This is a genomic window from Streptomyces sp. NPDC087859 (assembly GCF_044742595.1).
GTDB classification, from domain to species: Bacteria; Actinomycetota; Actinomycetes; order Streptomycetales; family Streptomycetaceae; genus Streptomyces; species Streptomyces canus_F.
Window position 1 is genome coordinate 138,354 of the sequence record NZ_JBIUUU010000023.1, and the last position, 15,706, is coordinate 154,059.

20 protein-coding genes are annotated in these 15,706 nt (G+C 69.7%); 10 read left to right on the plus strand and 10 right to left on the minus strand.

The genetic code is table 11. The features are described from left to right. The first annotated feature begins 60 nt into the window (after positions 1 to 60). From ACIOHP_RS42110 to ACIOHP_RS42135, 6 genes are all read left to right on the plus strand, one after another. Positions 61 to 738 carry an ArsR/SmtB family transcription factor gene (locus tag ACIOHP_RS42110; protein WP_401895838.1) on the plus strand — a complete coding sequence of 226 codons (678 nt, stop codon included), beginning with the start codon at positions 61 to 63 and terminating at the stop codon, positions 736 to 738. Further along, a complete protein-coding gene (locus ACIOHP_RS42115; RefSeq protein ID WP_401895841.1) occupies positions 735 to 1,916 on the plus strand; it encodes a cysteine desulfurase family protein in 1,182 nt (393 codons plus the stop codon). The genes ACIOHP_RS42110 and ACIOHP_RS42115 overlap by 4 nt, the downstream gene beginning before the upstream one ends. A 49-nt stretch (positions 1,917 to 1,965) precedes the next feature. After that, the gene (locus tag ACIOHP_RS42120; protein ID WP_401895843.1) at positions 1,966 to 3,150 is read left to right on the plus strand and encodes a trans-sulfuration enzyme family protein; all 1,185 of its coding nucleotides are present in this window, start codon (positions 1,966 to 1,968) and stop codon (positions 3,148 to 3,150) included. Between the two features lie 78 nt (positions 3,151 to 3,228). Continuing rightward, a complete protein-coding gene (locus ACIOHP_RS42125; protein WP_401895846.1) occupies positions 3,229 to 3,801 on the plus strand; it encodes a carboxymuconolactone decarboxylase family protein in 573 nt (190 codons plus the stop codon). A 36-nt stretch (positions 3,802 to 3,837) separates the two neighbouring features. Beyond that, positions 3,838 to 5,100 carry an MFS transporter gene (locus tag ACIOHP_RS42130; RefSeq protein WP_401895847.1) on the plus strand — a complete coding sequence of 421 codons (1,263 nt, stop codon included), beginning with the start codon at positions 3,838 to 3,840 and terminating at the stop codon, positions 5,098 to 5,100. After that, the gene (locus ACIOHP_RS42135) at positions 5,097 to 5,408 is read left to right on the plus strand and encodes a sulfurtransferase TusA family protein (protein WP_401895849.1); all 312 of its coding nucleotides are present in this window, start codon (positions 5,097 to 5,099) and stop codon (positions 5,406 to 5,408) included. The genes ACIOHP_RS42130 and ACIOHP_RS42135 overlap by 4 nt, the downstream gene beginning before the upstream one ends. Before the next feature lie 288 nt (positions 5,409 to 5,696). Here ACIOHP_RS42135 and ACIOHP_RS42140 read toward each other — a convergent pair whose 3' ends face one another. From ACIOHP_RS42140 to ACIOHP_RS42155, 4 genes are all read right to left on the minus strand, one after another. Then, complete coding sequence (locus ACIOHP_RS42140; RefSeq protein ID WP_401895851.1) at positions 5,697 to 6,143, minus strand: single-stranded DNA-binding protein; 447 nt, start codon at positions 6,141 to 6,143, stop codon at positions 5,697 to 5,699. A gap of 17 nt (positions 6,144 to 6,160) precedes the next feature. After that, a complete protein-coding gene (locus ACIOHP_RS42145; protein WP_401895853.1) occupies positions 6,161 to 6,559 on the minus strand; it encodes a hypothetical protein in 399 nt (132 codons plus the stop codon). A gap of 179 nt (positions 6,560 to 6,738) precedes the next feature. After that, the gene (locus tag ACIOHP_RS42150; protein ID WP_401895855.1) at positions 6,739 to 7,482 is read right to left on the minus strand and encodes a hypothetical protein; all 744 of its coding nucleotides are present in this window, start codon (positions 7,480 to 7,482) and stop codon (positions 6,739 to 6,741) included. Positions 7,483 to 7,671: 189 nt separating this feature from the next. Beyond that, the gene (locus tag ACIOHP_RS42155) at positions 7,672 to 9,198 is read right to left on the minus strand and encodes a hypothetical protein (RefSeq protein WP_401895916.1); all 1,527 of its coding nucleotides are present in this window, start codon (positions 9,196 to 9,198) and stop codon (positions 7,672 to 7,674) included. Positions 9,199 to 9,424: 226 nt separating this feature from the next. On the opposite strand from ACIOHP_RS42155, the gene ACIOHP_RS42160 reads away from it, so the two are divergent. Beyond that, positions 9,425 to 9,811 carry a DUF4440 domain-containing protein gene (locus tag ACIOHP_RS42160; protein ID WP_401895858.1) on the plus strand — a complete coding sequence of 129 codons (387 nt, stop codon included), beginning with the start codon at positions 9,425 to 9,427 and terminating at the stop codon, positions 9,809 to 9,811. A 378-nt stretch (positions 9,812 to 10,189) separates the two neighbouring features. On the opposite strand, the gene ACIOHP_RS42165 is transcribed toward ACIOHP_RS42160, so the two are convergent. From ACIOHP_RS42165 to ACIOHP_RS42180, 4 genes are all read right to left on the minus strand, one after another. Further along, positions 10,190 to 10,342, minus strand: a complete 153-nt coding sequence (locus ACIOHP_RS42165) for a hypothetical protein (RefSeq protein WP_401895860.1) — start codon at positions 10,340 to 10,342, stop codon at positions 10,190 to 10,192. 56 nt (positions 10,343 to 10,398) lie between these two features. Next, positions 10,399 to 10,599: a hypothetical protein gene (locus tag ACIOHP_RS42170; protein WP_401895862.1), complete on the minus strand. Its 201-nt coding sequence runs from the start codon at positions 10,597 to 10,599 to the stop codon at positions 10,399 to 10,401. Positions 10,600 to 10,801: 202 nt separating this feature from the next. After that, the gene (locus ACIOHP_RS42175) at positions 10,802 to 11,059 is read right to left on the minus strand and encodes a hypothetical protein (protein ID WP_401895865.1); all 258 of its coding nucleotides are present in this window, start codon (positions 11,057 to 11,059) and stop codon (positions 10,802 to 10,804) included. A 133-nt stretch (positions 11,060 to 11,192) separates the two neighbouring features. Then, positions 11,193 to 11,468, minus strand: coding sequence for a hypothetical protein (locus ACIOHP_RS42180; RefSeq protein ID WP_401895867.1), 276 nt, complete (start codon positions 11,466 to 11,468; stop codon positions 11,193 to 11,195). Between the two features lie 234 nt (positions 11,469 to 11,702). Between ACIOHP_RS42180 and ACIOHP_RS42185 the strand changes: the two genes are divergently transcribed. Continuing rightward, positions 11,703 to 12,407 (plus strand): PE-PGRS family protein, encoded by a 705-nt coding sequence (locus ACIOHP_RS42185; protein ID WP_401895870.1) that lies wholly within the window; start codon positions 11,703 to 11,705, stop codon positions 12,405 to 12,407. Between the two features lie 144 nt (positions 12,408 to 12,551). Here ACIOHP_RS42185 and ACIOHP_RS42190 read toward each other — a convergent pair whose 3' ends face one another. Together ACIOHP_RS42190 and ACIOHP_RS42195 are read right to left on the minus strand one after the other, a co-directional pair. After that, complete coding sequence (locus ACIOHP_RS42190) at positions 12,552 to 12,917, minus strand: hypothetical protein (RefSeq protein WP_401895872.1); 366 nt, start codon at positions 12,915 to 12,917, stop codon at positions 12,552 to 12,554. Next, positions 12,914 to 13,177 (minus strand): hypothetical protein, encoded by a 264-nt coding sequence (locus ACIOHP_RS42195; RefSeq protein WP_401895874.1) that lies wholly within the window; start codon positions 13,175 to 13,177, stop codon positions 12,914 to 12,916. The genes ACIOHP_RS42190 and ACIOHP_RS42195 overlap by 4 nt, the downstream gene beginning before the upstream one ends. Positions 13,178 to 13,704: 527 nt before the next feature. Here ACIOHP_RS42195 and ACIOHP_RS42200 point away from each other — a divergent pair. Together ACIOHP_RS42200 and ACIOHP_RS42205 are read left to right on the plus strand one after the other, a co-directional pair. After that, positions 13,705 to 14,247, plus strand: a complete 543-nt coding sequence (locus ACIOHP_RS42200) for a GNAT family N-acetyltransferase (protein ID WP_401895918.1) — start codon at positions 13,705 to 13,707, stop codon at positions 14,245 to 14,247. A 184-nt stretch (positions 14,248 to 14,431) separates the two neighbouring features. Continuing rightward, positions 14,432 to 15,553 (plus strand): DUF4037 domain-containing protein, encoded by a 1,122-nt coding sequence (locus ACIOHP_RS42205; protein WP_401895876.1) that lies wholly within the window; start codon positions 14,432 to 14,434, stop codon positions 15,551 to 15,553. Positions 15,554 to 15,706 lie beyond the last annotated feature (153 nt).

Below are 15,706 nucleotides of genomic sequence, written 5' to 3' on the forward strand. Positions count from 1 at the left end.
GCGGGCAGCCATTGCCGCCAGCTTTCAGTTACAATAATCCATAGATTATTGGAGGAAGCAATGCGGGATGCCACCACGAGCGGCGCCAAGGCCGCCCTCTACGACGCCTTCGCGACCAGCGGCAAGGCGCTGGCCAGTGGAAAGCGCCTGGAACTGCTGGACCTGCTGGCCCAGGGCGAACGCACCGTCGACGCCCTCGCCAAGGCAGCCGGGCTGAACCTGACCACCGCGTCCGCGCACCTGCAGACCCTCAAGCAGGCCGGGTTCGTCGCCACCCGCCGCGAAGGCGTGCGCATCCACTACCGGCTCGCCGGCGACGACGTCGCCCAGCTGTTCGCGCTGCTGCGCAAGGTCGCCGAAGCCCACCAGGCCGCCGTCCCCGCCGCCCGCGACGCCTACCTCGGCGAGGACACCACCGGCGAGATGAGCCACGAGGAACTGCGCACCCGCGTGGCGGCCGGCGATGTCGTGATCCTGGACGTGCGGCCGGTGGAGGAGTACCTCGCCGGACACATCCCCGGCGCCCTCTCCATCCCGGTCAACGAGCTGGCCGAGCGGATCAACGAGCTGCCTGAGGATCTGGAGATCGTCGTCTACTGCCGGGGCGAGTACTGCGTTCTGGCCTACGACGCGGTCCGGTTGCTGACTGACCGCGGCCGCCGCGCGATCCGCCTCAACGACGGCATGCTGGAGTGGCGTCTGTCGGAGCTGCCCGTCGACGCCTCGGACCTGACGTGAACGCTCCGGGCGGCGACCTGCCGCCGCACCCGGGACTGGCCGGCGGGCCGGTCTACCTGGACTACAACGCCACCACTCCCGTCGACCCGCGCGTCGCCGCGGCGATGTGGCCGTACCTGACCGACTTCTTCGGCAACCCCTCCAGCAGCCATCCCTACGCCGACACCCCCCGCCGGGGGCTGGCCGGGGCCCGCGCCCAGGTCGCCGACCTGCTCGGTGCCGGGCCCGGCGAGATCGTGTTCACCGGCTCCGGGTCCGAAGCCGACTTGCTCGCTCTGCGCGGCGCGGTCCTCGCCTCGGGCCGTCCGCACCCGCAGGTGATCACCCAGGCAACCGAGCACCCGGCCGTCCTGGAGGCCTGCCGGGCCCTTGAGCGGCTGCACGGCGCCCGGGTGACCGTGCTGCCGGTCGACGGCAACGGGCTCGTCGCCCCGGCCGCGCTGGCCGCCGCGCTCACCGAGGACACGGTGCTGGTATCGGTGATGGCGGCGAACAACGAGACCGGCGCCCTCCAGCCGATCACGGAACTCGCGGCCCTCACCCACGAGCGCGGCGCACTATTCCACTGCGATGCCGCCCAGGCCGTAGGCAAGATTCCCCTCGATGTCGGCGAGCTGGGCGTGGACCTGCTGACGGTCGTGGGGCACAAGATGTACGCGCCGAAGGGCGCGGCCGCCCTGTACGTGCGTGACGGGGTGCGGCTGGAGCCGGTCGTCTACGGCGGTGGACAGGAGCGCGGCCTGCGCGCGGGCACGGAGAACGTCGCCCTGGCCGTCGCGCTCGGCACCGCCGCACAACTCGCGGCCGGCGAGCTCGCCGACGGCGCCCCGGCCCGCATCGCAGCCCTGCGCGACGACCTCCACCAGCGGCTGACGGCCGCTGTGCCTGGCCGTGTGCACCTCAACGGCCCGGGGAAGAACCGCCTGCCGAACACCCTGAACGTCAGCATCGACGGTGTCCTCGGGCATCAGCTCCTCGCCGCCGCCCCCGAGGTCGCGGCCTCGACCGGCTCGGCCTGCCACAGCGGCACCCACACCCCTTCCCCCGTGCTCACCGCCATGGGCCTCGAGCAGGAACGCGCGCTCAGCGCGCTGCGGTTGTCCCTGGGCCGCTGGACCACGGCCAGCGACATCGAGACGGTGGCAGCGGCCCTCACCCAGGCGGCTGCCGCGCAGTGACCGGGCCGACCGGCCCGAAGCTAGAAAAACCGACGCGAACAGGAGAGGCATGACCGAGAACACCGCGCACGGACTGTCCACCCGCAGTGTCCACGCCGGCGAACACCGCGACGGCGAAGGGGCCATCCACACCCCGCTCTACAACCACTCCACCTTCGCGTTCGACACCACCGCCGACCTCCTCGACGTCGTCGAAGGCCGCAAGCCCGGGAACCTCTACACCCGCTACGGCCTCAACCCCACCATCCGCTCCACCGAGGCCAAGCTCGCCGACCTCGAAGGCGCCGAGCAGGCCCTGGCGTTCTCCTCCGGCATGGCCGCCGAAGCCGCCACGTTCCTCGCGCACTGCCGCACCGGCGACCACATCGTGTGTATCGGCGAGGTCTACGGCGGCACCTTCGAGCTCCTCGGCGACAACCTGCCGCAGGTCGGCATCACCACCACGTTCCTGCGCGCCGACGAGGTCGACCGGCTGCCCGAGGTGCTGACCGGCCGGACCCGGATCGTGTTCTTCGAGACCCCGGCCAACCCCACCCTGACCGTCTTCGACATCGCCGCCATCGCCGAACAGGCCCGCACGGTCGGCGCGCTGACGGTGGTGGATAACACCTTCGCCACCCCCGTCAACCAGAACCCCCTTCAGCACGGCGCGGACCTGGTCGTGCACTCCGCGACCAAGTACCTTGGCGGCCACTCCGACCTGACCGCCGGCGTCCTGACCGGCCCCGCCGAACACCTCGCCCCGGTGGCAGGGTGGCGCAAGAACCTCGGTCAGGTCATCGCCCCCGAGACCGCCTTCCTCCTCGCCCGCTCCATCCGCTCCCTGCCCGTCCGGGTCCGCGCGCAGAACGACACCGCGCAGGCCGTCGCCGCCTTCCTCGCCACGCACCCGCGCGTGGCCCGCGTCCACTACCCGGGGCTGGCAACCGGCGAGCAGAAGCGCATCGTGGACGCGCAGATGCGCGGCGGGGGCGGCATGCTTAGCGCCGTCCTGGACGCGGATGCCGATCAGACCGCCGCGGTGGTGGACCGGCTGCGGCTGTTCGCCATCGCGCCCAGTCTCGGCGGAGTCGAGTCCTTGGTCACCCAGCCCATCACCACCACCCACCACGGCCTGGACCCGGCCGAGCGCGCCAAGCGGGGCATCGCCGACAGCATGGTCCGCCTGTCCGTCGGCCTCGAAGACGCCGATGACCTGATCGCCGATCTCGCCCAGGCCCTCGACAGCGACTGACAGCCCTCTTCCTTCCGCCCACCGGACCTGTACGAGGGCCCGGTGGGCGTCCCGTACGACCTCTGCACGAAAGGCTCCATGTCCGTGACCGGCTTCCCCCTCCACGACGAGGCCACCGCACCCGCCGAGGCCCTCCCGCACCTCGCCGCGGCCCGCGAACGCATGGGTTTCCTCACCACCCTCAACGCCGTCATGGCCGAATCCCCGCAACTCCTGGCCGGCTACACCGCCCTGGCCCAGCAGTTCGCCGCTTCCTCCCTGCCGAAGCCCGCGCAACAGGTCGTCCTGCTCACCGCGAGCGTCGCCAACGCCTGCCCGCACTGCGTTGCCGCGCACTCCACCCTCGCCCTGCGCGCCGGTCTCACCCCGGACGACGTCAACGCCCTACGCGACGCCACCACGTTGAAGGACCCGTCACTGGAAGCCGTACGCCGCCTCACCCAGGCCATCGTCGACAAGCGCGGCTGGGCCGACGAGCAGGACATCGCCAGCTTCCTCGCCGCCGGACACACCCACCGCCAGATCCTGGACATCGTCCTGGGCGTCGGCATGAAGACCCTGTCCAACTACACCAACCACCTCACCCACACACCCGTCGACCCGGCGTGGCACGACCAGCAGTGGACGCCACCAGCAACCACAACCCACTGACGCACCCACTGCCAACCGCCGCACGCAGGAAGAGACATGACCAGCACCGCACCCGCCGTCCCCGCCTCCATATCCGACGCCGCCCAAGCGCAGCGCCGCATCCTGCGTGTCCTGGTCGCCTCGCAGGTCCTCAGCGGCGCCGGTCTCGCCGCGGGCGTCACCGTCGGCGCCCTCCTCGCGCAGGACATGCTCGGCTCCACCAGCCTCGCCGGACTGCCCAGCGCCCTGTTCACCGCCGGATCCGCACTCGCCGCCATCACCGTCGGACGCATCTCCCAGGCCCGCGGCCGCCGCCCCGGCCTCGCCACCGGCTACCTCACCGGCGCCATCGGCTCCGCAGGCGTCATCACCGCCGCCGTCCTGGACAACCCGGTCCTGCTGTTCATCGCCCTGTTCGTCTACGGCGCGGGCTCCGCCACCAACCTCCAGGCCCGCTACGCCGGAGCCGACCTCGCCCCAGCCGGCCACCGCGCCCGCGCCGTCTCCACCGTCCTCGTCGCCACCACCCTCGGCGGCGTCGCCGGACCCAACCTCGCCGCCCCCGCCGGCACCCTCGCCGAACACCTCGGCATCCCCCACCTCGCCGGACTCTTCGTCATCTCCGGCGCCGCCTACGCGCTCGCCGCACTCGTCCTCGCCCTCTGGCTGCGCCCCGACCCGCTGCTCCTGGCCCGCGCCGTCGCCCAGGCCAAGGAAGCCGACGCCGCAGCCAACCCGGCCGCCCCCGATACCGCCGACACCAGCGAGGGCCGCGGGGGTGTGGTCCTGGGCGCGCTGGTCATGATCCTCACCCAGCTCGTCATGGTCGCGATCATGACGATGACACCGGTCCACATGCACGACCACGGCCACTCCACCGCCGCCTCCGGCCTCGTCATCGGCATCCACATCGGCGCCATGTACCTGCCCGCACCGCTGACCGGGTGGCTCGTCGACCGCTACGGCCACATGAAGATCGCCGCCGCCTCCGGAACCACCCTCCTGGCCGCCAGCGTTCTCGCCGCAGCTGCGCCCGGCGACTCCGTAGCCCTCCTCGCGCTCGCCCTGGCGCTGCTGGGCCTTGGCTGGAACTTCGGTCTTGTCTCCGGCACCGCGATCATCACCGACACCGTCCCGCTGGCCACCCGCGCCAAGACCCAGGGCCTGGTCGACGTCTCCATCGCCATCGCCGGCGCCACCGGCGGCATGGCCTCCGGCATCATGGTCGCCGCCACCAGCTACCCCGCCCTCGCGCTGACCGGCGGAGCCCTCTCCCTCGCCCTCCTGCCCGCCGTCGCCGCCACCGCCTACCGCCGATGAACCCCACGATCCCCGACACACCCGCGCCGGACATCACCGTCGACGGCACCGGCCTGCTCTGCGTCACCCTCCTGCTGCGCCTGCGCAAGGAGATCGACAGCGCCAAGCCGGGCACCGTCGTCCACGTCATCGCCACCGACCCCGCCGCCCCTCTCGACCTGCCCGCCTGGTGCCACATGACAGGCCACCACTACCTCGGTCCTGTACCGAACGCCGCCGACCTACCTGTGTATGCACTGCGGATCGCTGCCGGTGCGCGCGCTACCCGAGCAGGCGCCCCGTGGCATGCGGATGACACGGAAGGCTGAAGGCCGCCTCGTCTCGGCAGCTTGGCCGTGCGTTCGGGATGGGCGGCCCCCACGTAGCGCATGACAGTCTTCTCGGTAATCCCGAACAGACGCACACCTCCACCGGGGTGTATTCGGCGAGGTCGGCGGCGAGCTGGCTGGGGGTGAAGTGGGCGGCGAGCGCGGCGCGTGCGGCTCGTTCGGGCAGGGCGTGTGCGGGCATGGATGGCGGGCCTTTCGGGCAGGGCGCGGCACCGGCAGGCGAACCGGTGCCGCGCCGGGGCGGGCGAAGGGGGAAGTGATCAGCGGCTAGGGCTGGTGGGCGGTCTGCTTCTGCTCCCACCAGGCAGGCGGGTGGGAGGTGGCGGCGGGCTGTGGCGCCGGGGGAGCGGTGTAGGGGCGGGCGGCGATCGGGCTGGGCAGGCTGGTCTCGGTGTAGGCGATGCGTCTGCGCAGGCTGATGCCGAGGTCGTCGACGCTCAGGTAGAGGGCGTTGTCCCTGACTCCGGTGATGCGGCCCTTGGTCAGGATGCTGACCCCGTCGACGAGCGATTCGGCGGCGTTTGTGGCCAGGTCCCGCCAGGCGGTGCAGATGTACGGGATCGGGTCCAGGTCACGCCACTGCTGCGCGGCGGTGTCCCACTGTGTGGGGGTCTCGGTGAGGCGGAACCGGCAGACAGCGATGCCGTCCTGGGTGAAGCGGACTTCCACGCCACCGGCGACGGTGCCGCTCACGTGCGTGACGGATGGGGCCATGCGAACACCTCCTACATCTAATAATAGTGTGTTCTGTGTGAGGGGGGCAACCCCCCTGTCGGCACGTCCCAGTGGGTACGGCGGGTGAGGCGCCGGAAGCGGGCTTTCCATCCGGTCGGCTGTGCCGGGGCCGGCGGCGGGGTGAGGTTGTCGAACACCGTGGTGTCCCCGATCTCCACCACCGTCGGCACTGTGCCGTCGGCCCGGACCAACTGCTCATCCGTGGTGTCCGGATGGGCGGAGACCCCTACGGCCTCCCGGTCGGCGTCGAGGTAGGCGAACACGAGGATGCCCGTGATCTCCAGGCAGGGCAGGCCCTCATCGTCAGGCCCCCGCATCGCGTGGAACACCGCCGCGCTGTTCGCCTCCGCGCACTGCTCGGCGTCCGAGAGGCTGGGATTTCGGGGCGCGAGCACGCAGCGGGAGATGTCCGCGTCGTACAGCGTGTAGCCCTCGATGTCCTCCCGCGACGTAGAAGAGGTCCACGGCCCTGCGGTCGCCGGCGGGCGGACGGAACGGGACGCCGTCTTCCCTCGCCACGTCGTCCCAGGAACTGCGCACGTGCTGCGCCAGCGAGGCAAGGGCGGAGGCCTCGTCAGCCCAGAGCGTGACATCGACAGTGTGCCGGTCCCGCTGGCGCAGCACCCACGCGCGGCCGGTCACCTGCGGGCTGAGGTTCTCCTCGACGGCGAAGCTGAAGCGGCTCAGCCACCCTTCGAGGATGCTGAAGAACGGTTGGCAAACCAGCAGCCTCTACTTCTTCCGCGCTGGAGAGGCGGAACCCGCACAGTCCGCACAGGAGACCTTCGGTCTTCAGTTCCAAGTCGAACAGCGGGGAGTCTCCTACGGCCAGGAACAGAACGGCTGCCTCCCGGCGACAGGCAGGGCACCGGCTCAGGGTCTGGAACAGCGCCCTTGCCGGACCCACCTCGACCACGGTCAGACCGCGTTCGCTCACCGCCTGCTCAACGCCGTCGACTGCTGCCTCGGGGAGGTGCGCGATGCGCGTCCTTAACCGGTGGCGGGCCTGGTTCATCCGCAGGCGCACGTACTTCTGCAGGCGGTCCGCCCGGTCGTCCTGGATCATTCGGACCGTGTCCGACCAGGCCTCCCAGAAGGAGTCGGCCTCCTGCCTCAGGTGCTGCAAGAGCTTGTCCATAGTCGCGACGAAGGTCGCGAGGTAGTCGTCCACGTTGTCTGTCCCGAGGCGAGCGACACCGTTGCGCAGCTCGGTCAGACCGTCCAGGTCGTCGGCTTCGCTGCTGGATTTCTGTTTCTGCGGGAGGACGTCCATCTTCCGCAGACGGCTGATCGCCGTCGACGCGCTGATGGTCCTCATCCGTGCCCGGGCGTGCCGGTGAGGGGCGGTGCGCAGGTTGCGCAGCTGCGCGGCGGTAGCTCTTGGCTATGTAGGTGACTGCCGGATCTCGGCTCCCAGTGGGGTCAGTACGAATACGTGTCGAGCATCGGCTTCGCCGCCTGAAGGACAACATGACGCCGCACCGTGCCGAACCGTGCTGCGTCGGCCCTACGTCCTGGTGAACTCCGATATCAACTCCGCCATGACGGTCGGTGGCAGGGATGGGTTCGAGGCAGCGGCTTCTACCACTTGCCAGTCGTGGTCGGTGAGAAGTTCGACGATGGCCTCTGGCGGCAGGGCTGGGTGCCCGGCAGCCCAAGACCGTGCCTGTCTGTCCGTCAAGCAGGCGAGCAGCGCTGGACCGGTCGCGTTGCGGTGCCGGGCGACCTCGCGCAGTGCTTTGCGGACCGGTGTCATGTATCCCGTCAGATACTCCAGCAGGGCAGACGGCGTCTCCGGGTTGGCTGCCACCTTGGCGATGACCCTGGATCCGTGGCGTCCCACCATGGACCGAAGCTGAGCTTCCGACAGTCCCGGGTGCCGGGCGATGGACTTGACCACCTTCGCGTCAAGGTCGTCGGCCAGCAGATCGCGGATCTTGGCTGGCAAGTCACGCCGTTCGGCAAGGAGCGTCCGCACTACCGGATTCGACGACCGGGACAAGTCCTCGACCTCGGAGGGGGAAGCGGAGGCGATCCGTGGCAGCAGCGTCGAGCCGATCTTGGTGGCGGAGGCCAGATCGGAAAGTACGTCGAGCGGTACGCGGGGGTTGTGCGCCAGTCTGCGCTGTACGTCGTGGCCACGGTCAGCCGCGAGCACGTGGATGAGGGTGCTGTCGATCGCCGGATTCTCCGCAAGATCGGCCCGCACTCCGGGAACAGGGTCACTGGCCAATCGCGCCGCTGTCTGTGGCGGCAGGTCGGGGCGGGCAGCCAATCGGCAGCGCAGCAGCGCCGAAGGGTGGTCGGCGAATCGCAGGAGCGCCTCGACCGGCGTGGCGGGGTTCCACAGAGCCTGCTCCGCCAACTCGTGAAGGGTGGACTCGTGTGAGCCGGTGCACGAGGCACCGGTCCGCAGGTCGCAGTCCAGCCGCGGACAGTGCGGATCGTGCGCAAAAGGCGTCTCCTCGCTGTCGCAGACCAGGCACCGCTCTGCTGGCGGCAGCCCCTCGCTGGTGATCAGCATGGACAGCACCTGCGGTGGTGTTGCCTCGTTGGCCGCCACCGCGCGGCGGACCTCGGCATGCGGGTGGCGCGCGAGACGGGCCGCCAGGTCCGCCGTGGTCCACAACGCGAGCTCCGCGACGACCCGTACGTCTGGATCGGCGGCGAGCATCTCCCGTACATCGGCCGGAAGGTGGGGACAGGCGGCCAGCTTCACCCGATGCTCGACATCGGGGTCCTCAGCGAACAGCCGCGCCCACTCCAAGTCACCAGAACGCTCCTCAAGTAGGGCGAGTGCGGCCTGCGGCTGCGTGAGGGGATCGACGTCGGCAGCGGTCAGCAGACCCGCGTACGCAAGAAGAACGGCGCTCTCCTCGACCTGCGTGGCCAGGCTGACCGCCTGCTGGCGGCTGAGGTCCGCGCGACTGGCGAGGCCGTCGGCGATGTCCGCGTCCGCGACCGAGATCAGGCGATCGACCAACTCGACGGGCAGAGCCTCATTGGCCGCGAGGCCGCACAGTGCATGGTTCACAAGATGGCATCCTGCCCGGATCGCAGTCGAACGGCCGCTGGATTTCAACGTCCCCGAGCCGCTGCCGGTGATCATCCCCGGGGACGTAGTTCGGCGCACTCCTCAACAAAAGCGCAGAGCCGGCGCCCCAGGCGGTCCAGCGTGATCACTGATCGGGGGACGGTTCCGTCTGGCGGCAGAAGAAATCAGTTGCCGCGGTACCTGCGAGCTTGGTGAGGATGTGTTCATGGACGGTGCAGCAGACGATGTGAATCAGGCGATCGCGGGCGAGTTGCAGCTCATGGATCCGCGTGTCCGCGCCTCGCGGGAACGCGCCGGGGAGCTTCTTGACCCGGAGTTCGTGGAGGTCGGTGGGTCGGGGCGGCGATGGACGTATGAAGCCATGCTCGCCGAGCTGCCTGACCATCTGGGCAGTTCGGCGGATGGTCCTCGCTATGAGCCCTCGGAGATCTCAGGGATGCTGCTCGCGCCGGGTCTGGTGCATCTGACCTTCGAGACCACGCTGGGCGAGCGCAGGACCAGGCACAGCTCGATCTGGCGCAAGGGGGACCAAGCCGCAGGCTGGCGAATGTATTACCACCAGGCCACGCGCGTGCCGCCCGGAGTGAACTGAGACCACCGGCACCTCGCCGACGAAAGCGACGCCTTGCCGACAGCCGCCCGTCACGGGCGGGGTGGCGTCGTCATCCTTCGTCGGCATCGTGAACGTCGCCCGCGTCAGCGTTTTCAACGCTGGGCAACATCGGTGACCGTCTCCAGGGTCTTGGGTGCAAGGGTGCGCAGCGCGGCGTGCATCAGGGGAGCGGTCGGCTTGGCCGGCGGCGTGATCAGTGCCGTGTTGTGACCCTGGGGAGTGGCCTGCCCGCCCTCTCGTATCGCCTGGGGTGCTGAGAAGGCGGGTGGGCGCTTGTGCGGCGGCCGCCCTGTACGGGGGACGACACGGCGGCCGCCTTGACCCACGGCCGAGACCGTGACTCGGCGGCAGGGGCGCTTACGGGGACATCGCCGCCCGGTAGATGCTCCACAAGTCCTCCGCCGTGGCGCAGGCGGTGCTGTCGACCGCGCAGGTCTGGCAGTGGTGGCTGTGGTCGATGCAGGCCCGATATGCCCGCTGCATGCGGTTGAACTGGGTGCTGCTGGCCACGCGTTGCAGGTGGCCCGCTCCGGTGCCGGCTGCCACGTATACCCAGCACGCGGTGCTCACTGCCGCCTCCGGAGGGGCTGCATCTGGTGGTGGTTGCGGATCTCGACGGTCAGGTCGCAGACGCGTGACATGTCGCCGGACCCGGTTGCCTCGGTCCGCTGCCGGGCCGGCGCGGTACATACCCCGCAGTCCGCGGGCGGCTCGGGATCGTCGAGCGGGAGCCCGAGTGTGATCGGCGGGTCCAGGTGCGTTCTCATCCGAAGGTCTCCCGGGCAGGGTGGCTGCCCGGGCCGAACGCGGCGCCGAGCAGCAGGGGATCAGTCAGCCGGCCCGACCCGTCCGGGCCTTCCACAGTCGCCTGGTGGTCACGGGGGGATCCCTTTCGCCGGTCGCGTGGACCGGCGCACCGTATCCTCCCGCACTCCGGATGCAACTGGGCGCCGGGTCTGGCCAGTTGTGTCACTGCCAGTCGTTGCCGAGCACCTCACGCCGTGCTGCCTCGGCCCGCCGGTTGAGCGCGCCCGTCATCCGGAACAGCGCCACCGTGAGCGCAAGGAAGACGACGACGAACAGCACTTGCGTCACTACGCTGACGATGGCGATGTCCTGCGTGCCGTTCGCGATGATCACCATGATGACGTTCCCGGCCAGCCACCCGGCCCAGATCCGGAACTTCTCGACCCGTACGGCCTTCTGTACTTCGCTGTAGCTCGCCATGACGCCCCCTGAGATGAGTCGGTAGGGACGTGAGCATGCCGCGCGTGACGGCGGTGCGGGCGGTGCGTAGCCGTGTTGTGACCGGGTGGGTGACGGGCCCACCACCCACTCAGGACGGTGGGCCGCACGCTGCTCAGGCCGTACGCTGCGCAGCGAGCCCGACGAGAAGCGCCGCCCGGGTGAGGGTGAAGACGTGGCCGCACCGGTCGAAGTCGACACGGGTGGTGTCGCCCTCGATGACGATCTGCCGCGGGCGGCGCCAGCAGGCAGGGCAGCGCGGCAGGGGGACGGACGGGGTCTCGTCCAATGCGGTGCCTGCTGTGGCGATCTCGTCGAGGAGGTCGCGCTGTTGGGCGTCGAGGTCGGCGAACAGCCGCGCGGTACGCGCCGGGCTGAGGGGAATGGTCATCGCTGAACCTCTCCATCGTGAGTGCGTGGTGCACTCCCTGGTTCGGCGCGGACCGTCGTCAAGGTAACGCGATCAGTATTGGGAAGACAGGCCGCCGACGTCTGCCGCTGCATCTCGCGAGCGCAAACTGCCGGGCAGCCTGCACTGGGAGGCGGCGCTGCACCGCCCCACGGCTTTCGGCGAGAGTCGTCCCAACGCTCACCGGAGATGGGAAGGGGAGCCAGACTGTCCGCCATGGACACTTCCTCAGCCCACCAAGACCGTGAAGAAGCAGAGCGGCTGAGCACCGCGGTGGGGGTCCTCGCCGACTTCCTGAACCGTCAGCCGCTCACCCAGGCCCTGGCCTCGCTGGAGCACCGATTGGAGGGCGCCGACGGGATGACTGTCATGCGGGTCGCGGAGAACGGCCACGTCGTGCCGGAGCTGCTTGCTTCAGCGCTCACGGTCCGCGAGAGCCTGGGCCGGATCAATGACCTGGTCCACGCCTGCGGCATCCTCCTCGTGCTGCCCCACATCCTCGGGGATGAAGAACGCATCACCGTCCGCCCCTCCCTCGGCGCCGGCAACGACCCGAGCCGCCCGTACGACCTGGAGACAGACCAGCGCATCGCGGAGTTCAAGCTCGCTCGTTGGCGTGGCGCGGACGCCATGCGCAAGCGCCAGACCTTCAAGGACCTTGTGATGCTCGCTGCCGACACCTCCGGCCGCCGGGCAGAGCTGTTCGTGATCGGCCCCGAGCCCCGCCGCTTCCTGACCAGCAGCACTTCAACCGCGGCCTGGGCCCTGGACCGCACCCCAGGGGCACTGCGAACCTTCACCACCGTCTTCGGCATACCGAACATGTCCGTCGCCCAGTTCACCGCGACGCATGCCGCCCACGTTCAGATCACCGATCTTCGGGATCTTCTCCCCGCGTCCGTCGCGGCCCTCCTGCAGTGAACGTCCTCGGCCTGAAGGCGCCAGCCTTGCGACGAGCCGTATATTCACGCCCCCCAGCCGTGGCGGCGTGTTCCGCCACAGTTGGCTGCGCCGACGAAGACCCGGGTCCACGACGGCAGTCTCCCGTGCTCAGACAGAGAAGGGTCAGCTGGTCCACGTCTTGATCTGGGCCGCGACCTCGCGTACCGGGAGTCCGTCCCGGGCGGCCCGGGCCAGGGGGATGACGGTGTCGAGACCGGGGCTGACCGGCAGCCCGCATGCGGCCAGATACGCGGCGGTCACGGTGGCAGCGAACAGCAGGTTGCGGACCTCCAGGCTCGGCTGCCGCGCCAGCTCGCACAACAGGGCTGCGGCCTTGTGGTGCGGCTCGGGGTAGACCTCCTGGCCCAGGATTTCCGCACGGTGGCGGGCCTCGGCGGCGACCGGCACGCCGTAGTCGACGACCTGGGGATCCCCCGGGATCTGCTGGCCCACCGCCAGGATCCACGCGAGGTCGACCTTCAGGTTCACGCGGCGTCCCTCGGCGCGTCCTTCGCCAGCCCGTCCGGGAGTCCCGGGTATCGGTCTTCCCCGAACTCCGCCTCGAACCGCTGCGCGTAGGAGGCCAGGAAGCCGGCGGCGCCGGCCATGAACGCAGACCGGGACTCGTTCACGTCCTGCTCGATCAGATCGGCGACGTACCCCTGCAGGCTCAGCCCGCGCCGCTTGGCCCGCTCCTCGGCCGCCGCCCGCACGGCCTCGTCCAGCCGGATGTTCGTCTGCTTACTCATAGGCCCCAGCATAGCTAACAGCTGATACCAGCGGCTAGCAGCCTGCGGCGACTCAACCGGACGACTCGGATCAAAGAGACTCCCATTCCCCAGTTCGACGCCCTGGTCCGTACCCGGTGGTGGATCGTCGACGAGGAACGCCGCGAGGCCGAACGCCGGCAGGGTATCGAGGCCCGGCCGCCGGCGCCGGACTGGCTGATCGAGCAGAGCATCGGCCACCACGCCCCGCCGGTGTACGTACACGTCGGCGGGTGTCACATGGCGGCCATGGATACGGGGAAGCAGCAGAAGGTTTCCCTGTGAAGTCTGGCTGTGTTGTGTCGATCTGCCTCTCATTTGACTCCTGGTGTTGGTTGTTGAGGTGACTTTGCGGAATAGCGGGGAGGGTGGCTCTATTCGTGAATCCCGAAGGCCGATCGGCACTTCGGGATGGGGTCCGCCCCATTGGCGAGGATGGGGCCTGGGCTGGTGTCTTGATCGGTCTGCGAGTCTTGATTGCTGCCGAGCGCGCTGATTGGCTGGCCGACATGACTGAGCTCGGACCCGTCGCCTGGCCCTCTGCACCGATCAGGACCGAGAGGCTCGTACTCCGTGAGCCCGAGGCCCGGGACCGTGCGGCGTTCATTGAGCTGCTCGCCTCGCCAGAGGTGCACACCTACCTCGGCGGCCCCCGCCCGCGTGACGAGCTTGAGCGCGAGACACCTGAGGTGCCCGAGCAGTGGCCCGGAAGTTTTGTCGTTGATCTCGACGGGGCGATGATCGGCCAGATCCTGCTCAGGAGAACACCGGAGCACAGTCGCCCGGCTGCCGCGGGGAAGGTCGATCTCGGATATCTGTTCCTGCCGCGTGTGTGGGGATTCGGGTATGCCGCCGAGGCGTGCGCGGCGGCACTCGACTGGTTCGATGGCGTCCTTCCCGGCGAGTCGGCAGTGCTCGCCACTCAGACCGCGAACATCGGCTCGATGCGCCTCGCGGCAAAGCTGGGGTTCACCGAGGTAGAGCGGTTCCATGCTTGGGACGCTGAGCAATGGCTCGGCATGCGGTCCCCCGTGGCCATGCCCTCTGATTGAGTTCGTTTCCGCGTACGCCACGACGTCGCCAGGCGCCTACGGATGAATGCGGTCGGCTTTTGATGCCGGGCGCCGGGTAGTTGCCGTTGGCGGATCGGGCCGGCCGTACGCGTAGTCGGCCGTTGTCTGCCGGGAGTGGAAAAGCCTTCGACCGGTCACACGCCGATTTGGCACCCTGCTCAGCATGACCACACCGTCCTTCATCCCCGGACTGGAACTCTCACGTCGCTTCTACCTCGAAGCCGTACGGGCCCTGTTGGACGAGGCCGTCCCCGGGATGACGCACTCCGCCGCCCGTCTCGGCAGTGGCTCGGAAGTCCTCGGATTCGACACCGCCCGCTCCGCCGACCACGAGTGGGGGCCCCGCCTGCAGGTCTTCCTGGACCCGCAGGACGTCACCCGCCACGGAACGAGAATTACGGCACTGCTCTCCGAACGCCTGCCGAAGACCTTCAGTGGCTACCCGACTCACTTCGCGGCCACCGGCGAATCGGGCATCGGGGTCATGCGGACGACCGATGGGCCGGTGCACCACCGAGTCGAAGTCACCGACCTGAGCACCTGGTTCACCGCGCAACTGGGCTTCGACCCGAGCAAGGACATCACCTTGGCGGACTGGCTGGCCACCCCCACCCAGCGCCTCGCCGAGGTCACTGCCGGTGCCGTCTTCCACGACGGACTCGGCCACCTCGTACCGGGCCGAACCGCCCTCGCCTGGTACCCCCATGATCTATGGCTCTACCTGCTCGCCTGCCAGTGGCTACGCATCTCCCAGGAGGAAGCCTTTGTCGGGCGCTGCGGCGAAGTGGGCGACGAACTCGGCTCCGCCGTCGTCGCCGCCCGTCTGGTGCGCGATCTGATGCGGCTCTGTCTGCTCATGGACCGCCGCTACCCGCCCTACAGCAAATGGACCGGCAGCGCCTTCGCCCGTACCCCCCAGGGACCCGCCCTCACCCCGGTCCTCACCGCGGCCCTCGCCGCCACCGACTGGCACGCCCGCGAACATCACCTCGCCCGCGCCTACGAGACCGTCGCGGCCGCACACAACCAACTCGGCCTCTCCGACCCTGTCGACCCCGCCACTCGGCCTTACCACGACAGGCCGTTTCAGGTCCTGCACGCCGAACGCTTCGCCGGGGCGCTGACCACCCGCATCACCGACCCGGCCATCCGCGCCCTGCCGACGATCGGCACTGTCGACCAGTTCATTGACAGTACCGACGTCCTCAGCCGTCCGGAACTGACACGCGCCGCCACCCGCGCAACGGTCAGCTTTCCCCCTGGGAACTCCGCCTCCAAGCAATAGGCGAAGAGCGCGAAGGGGCCTGCTCGGCGTGCGGGGGCGGGCACGCCCGGCTCCGGGCGGCGGTCAGGCCCCTGGGCAGGGGCTGAGTGTGCGGGCAGCACGGGCATGGTGCACCTTCGTGCGGCGCCCCAGGCGGTCCAACGTGATCACTGG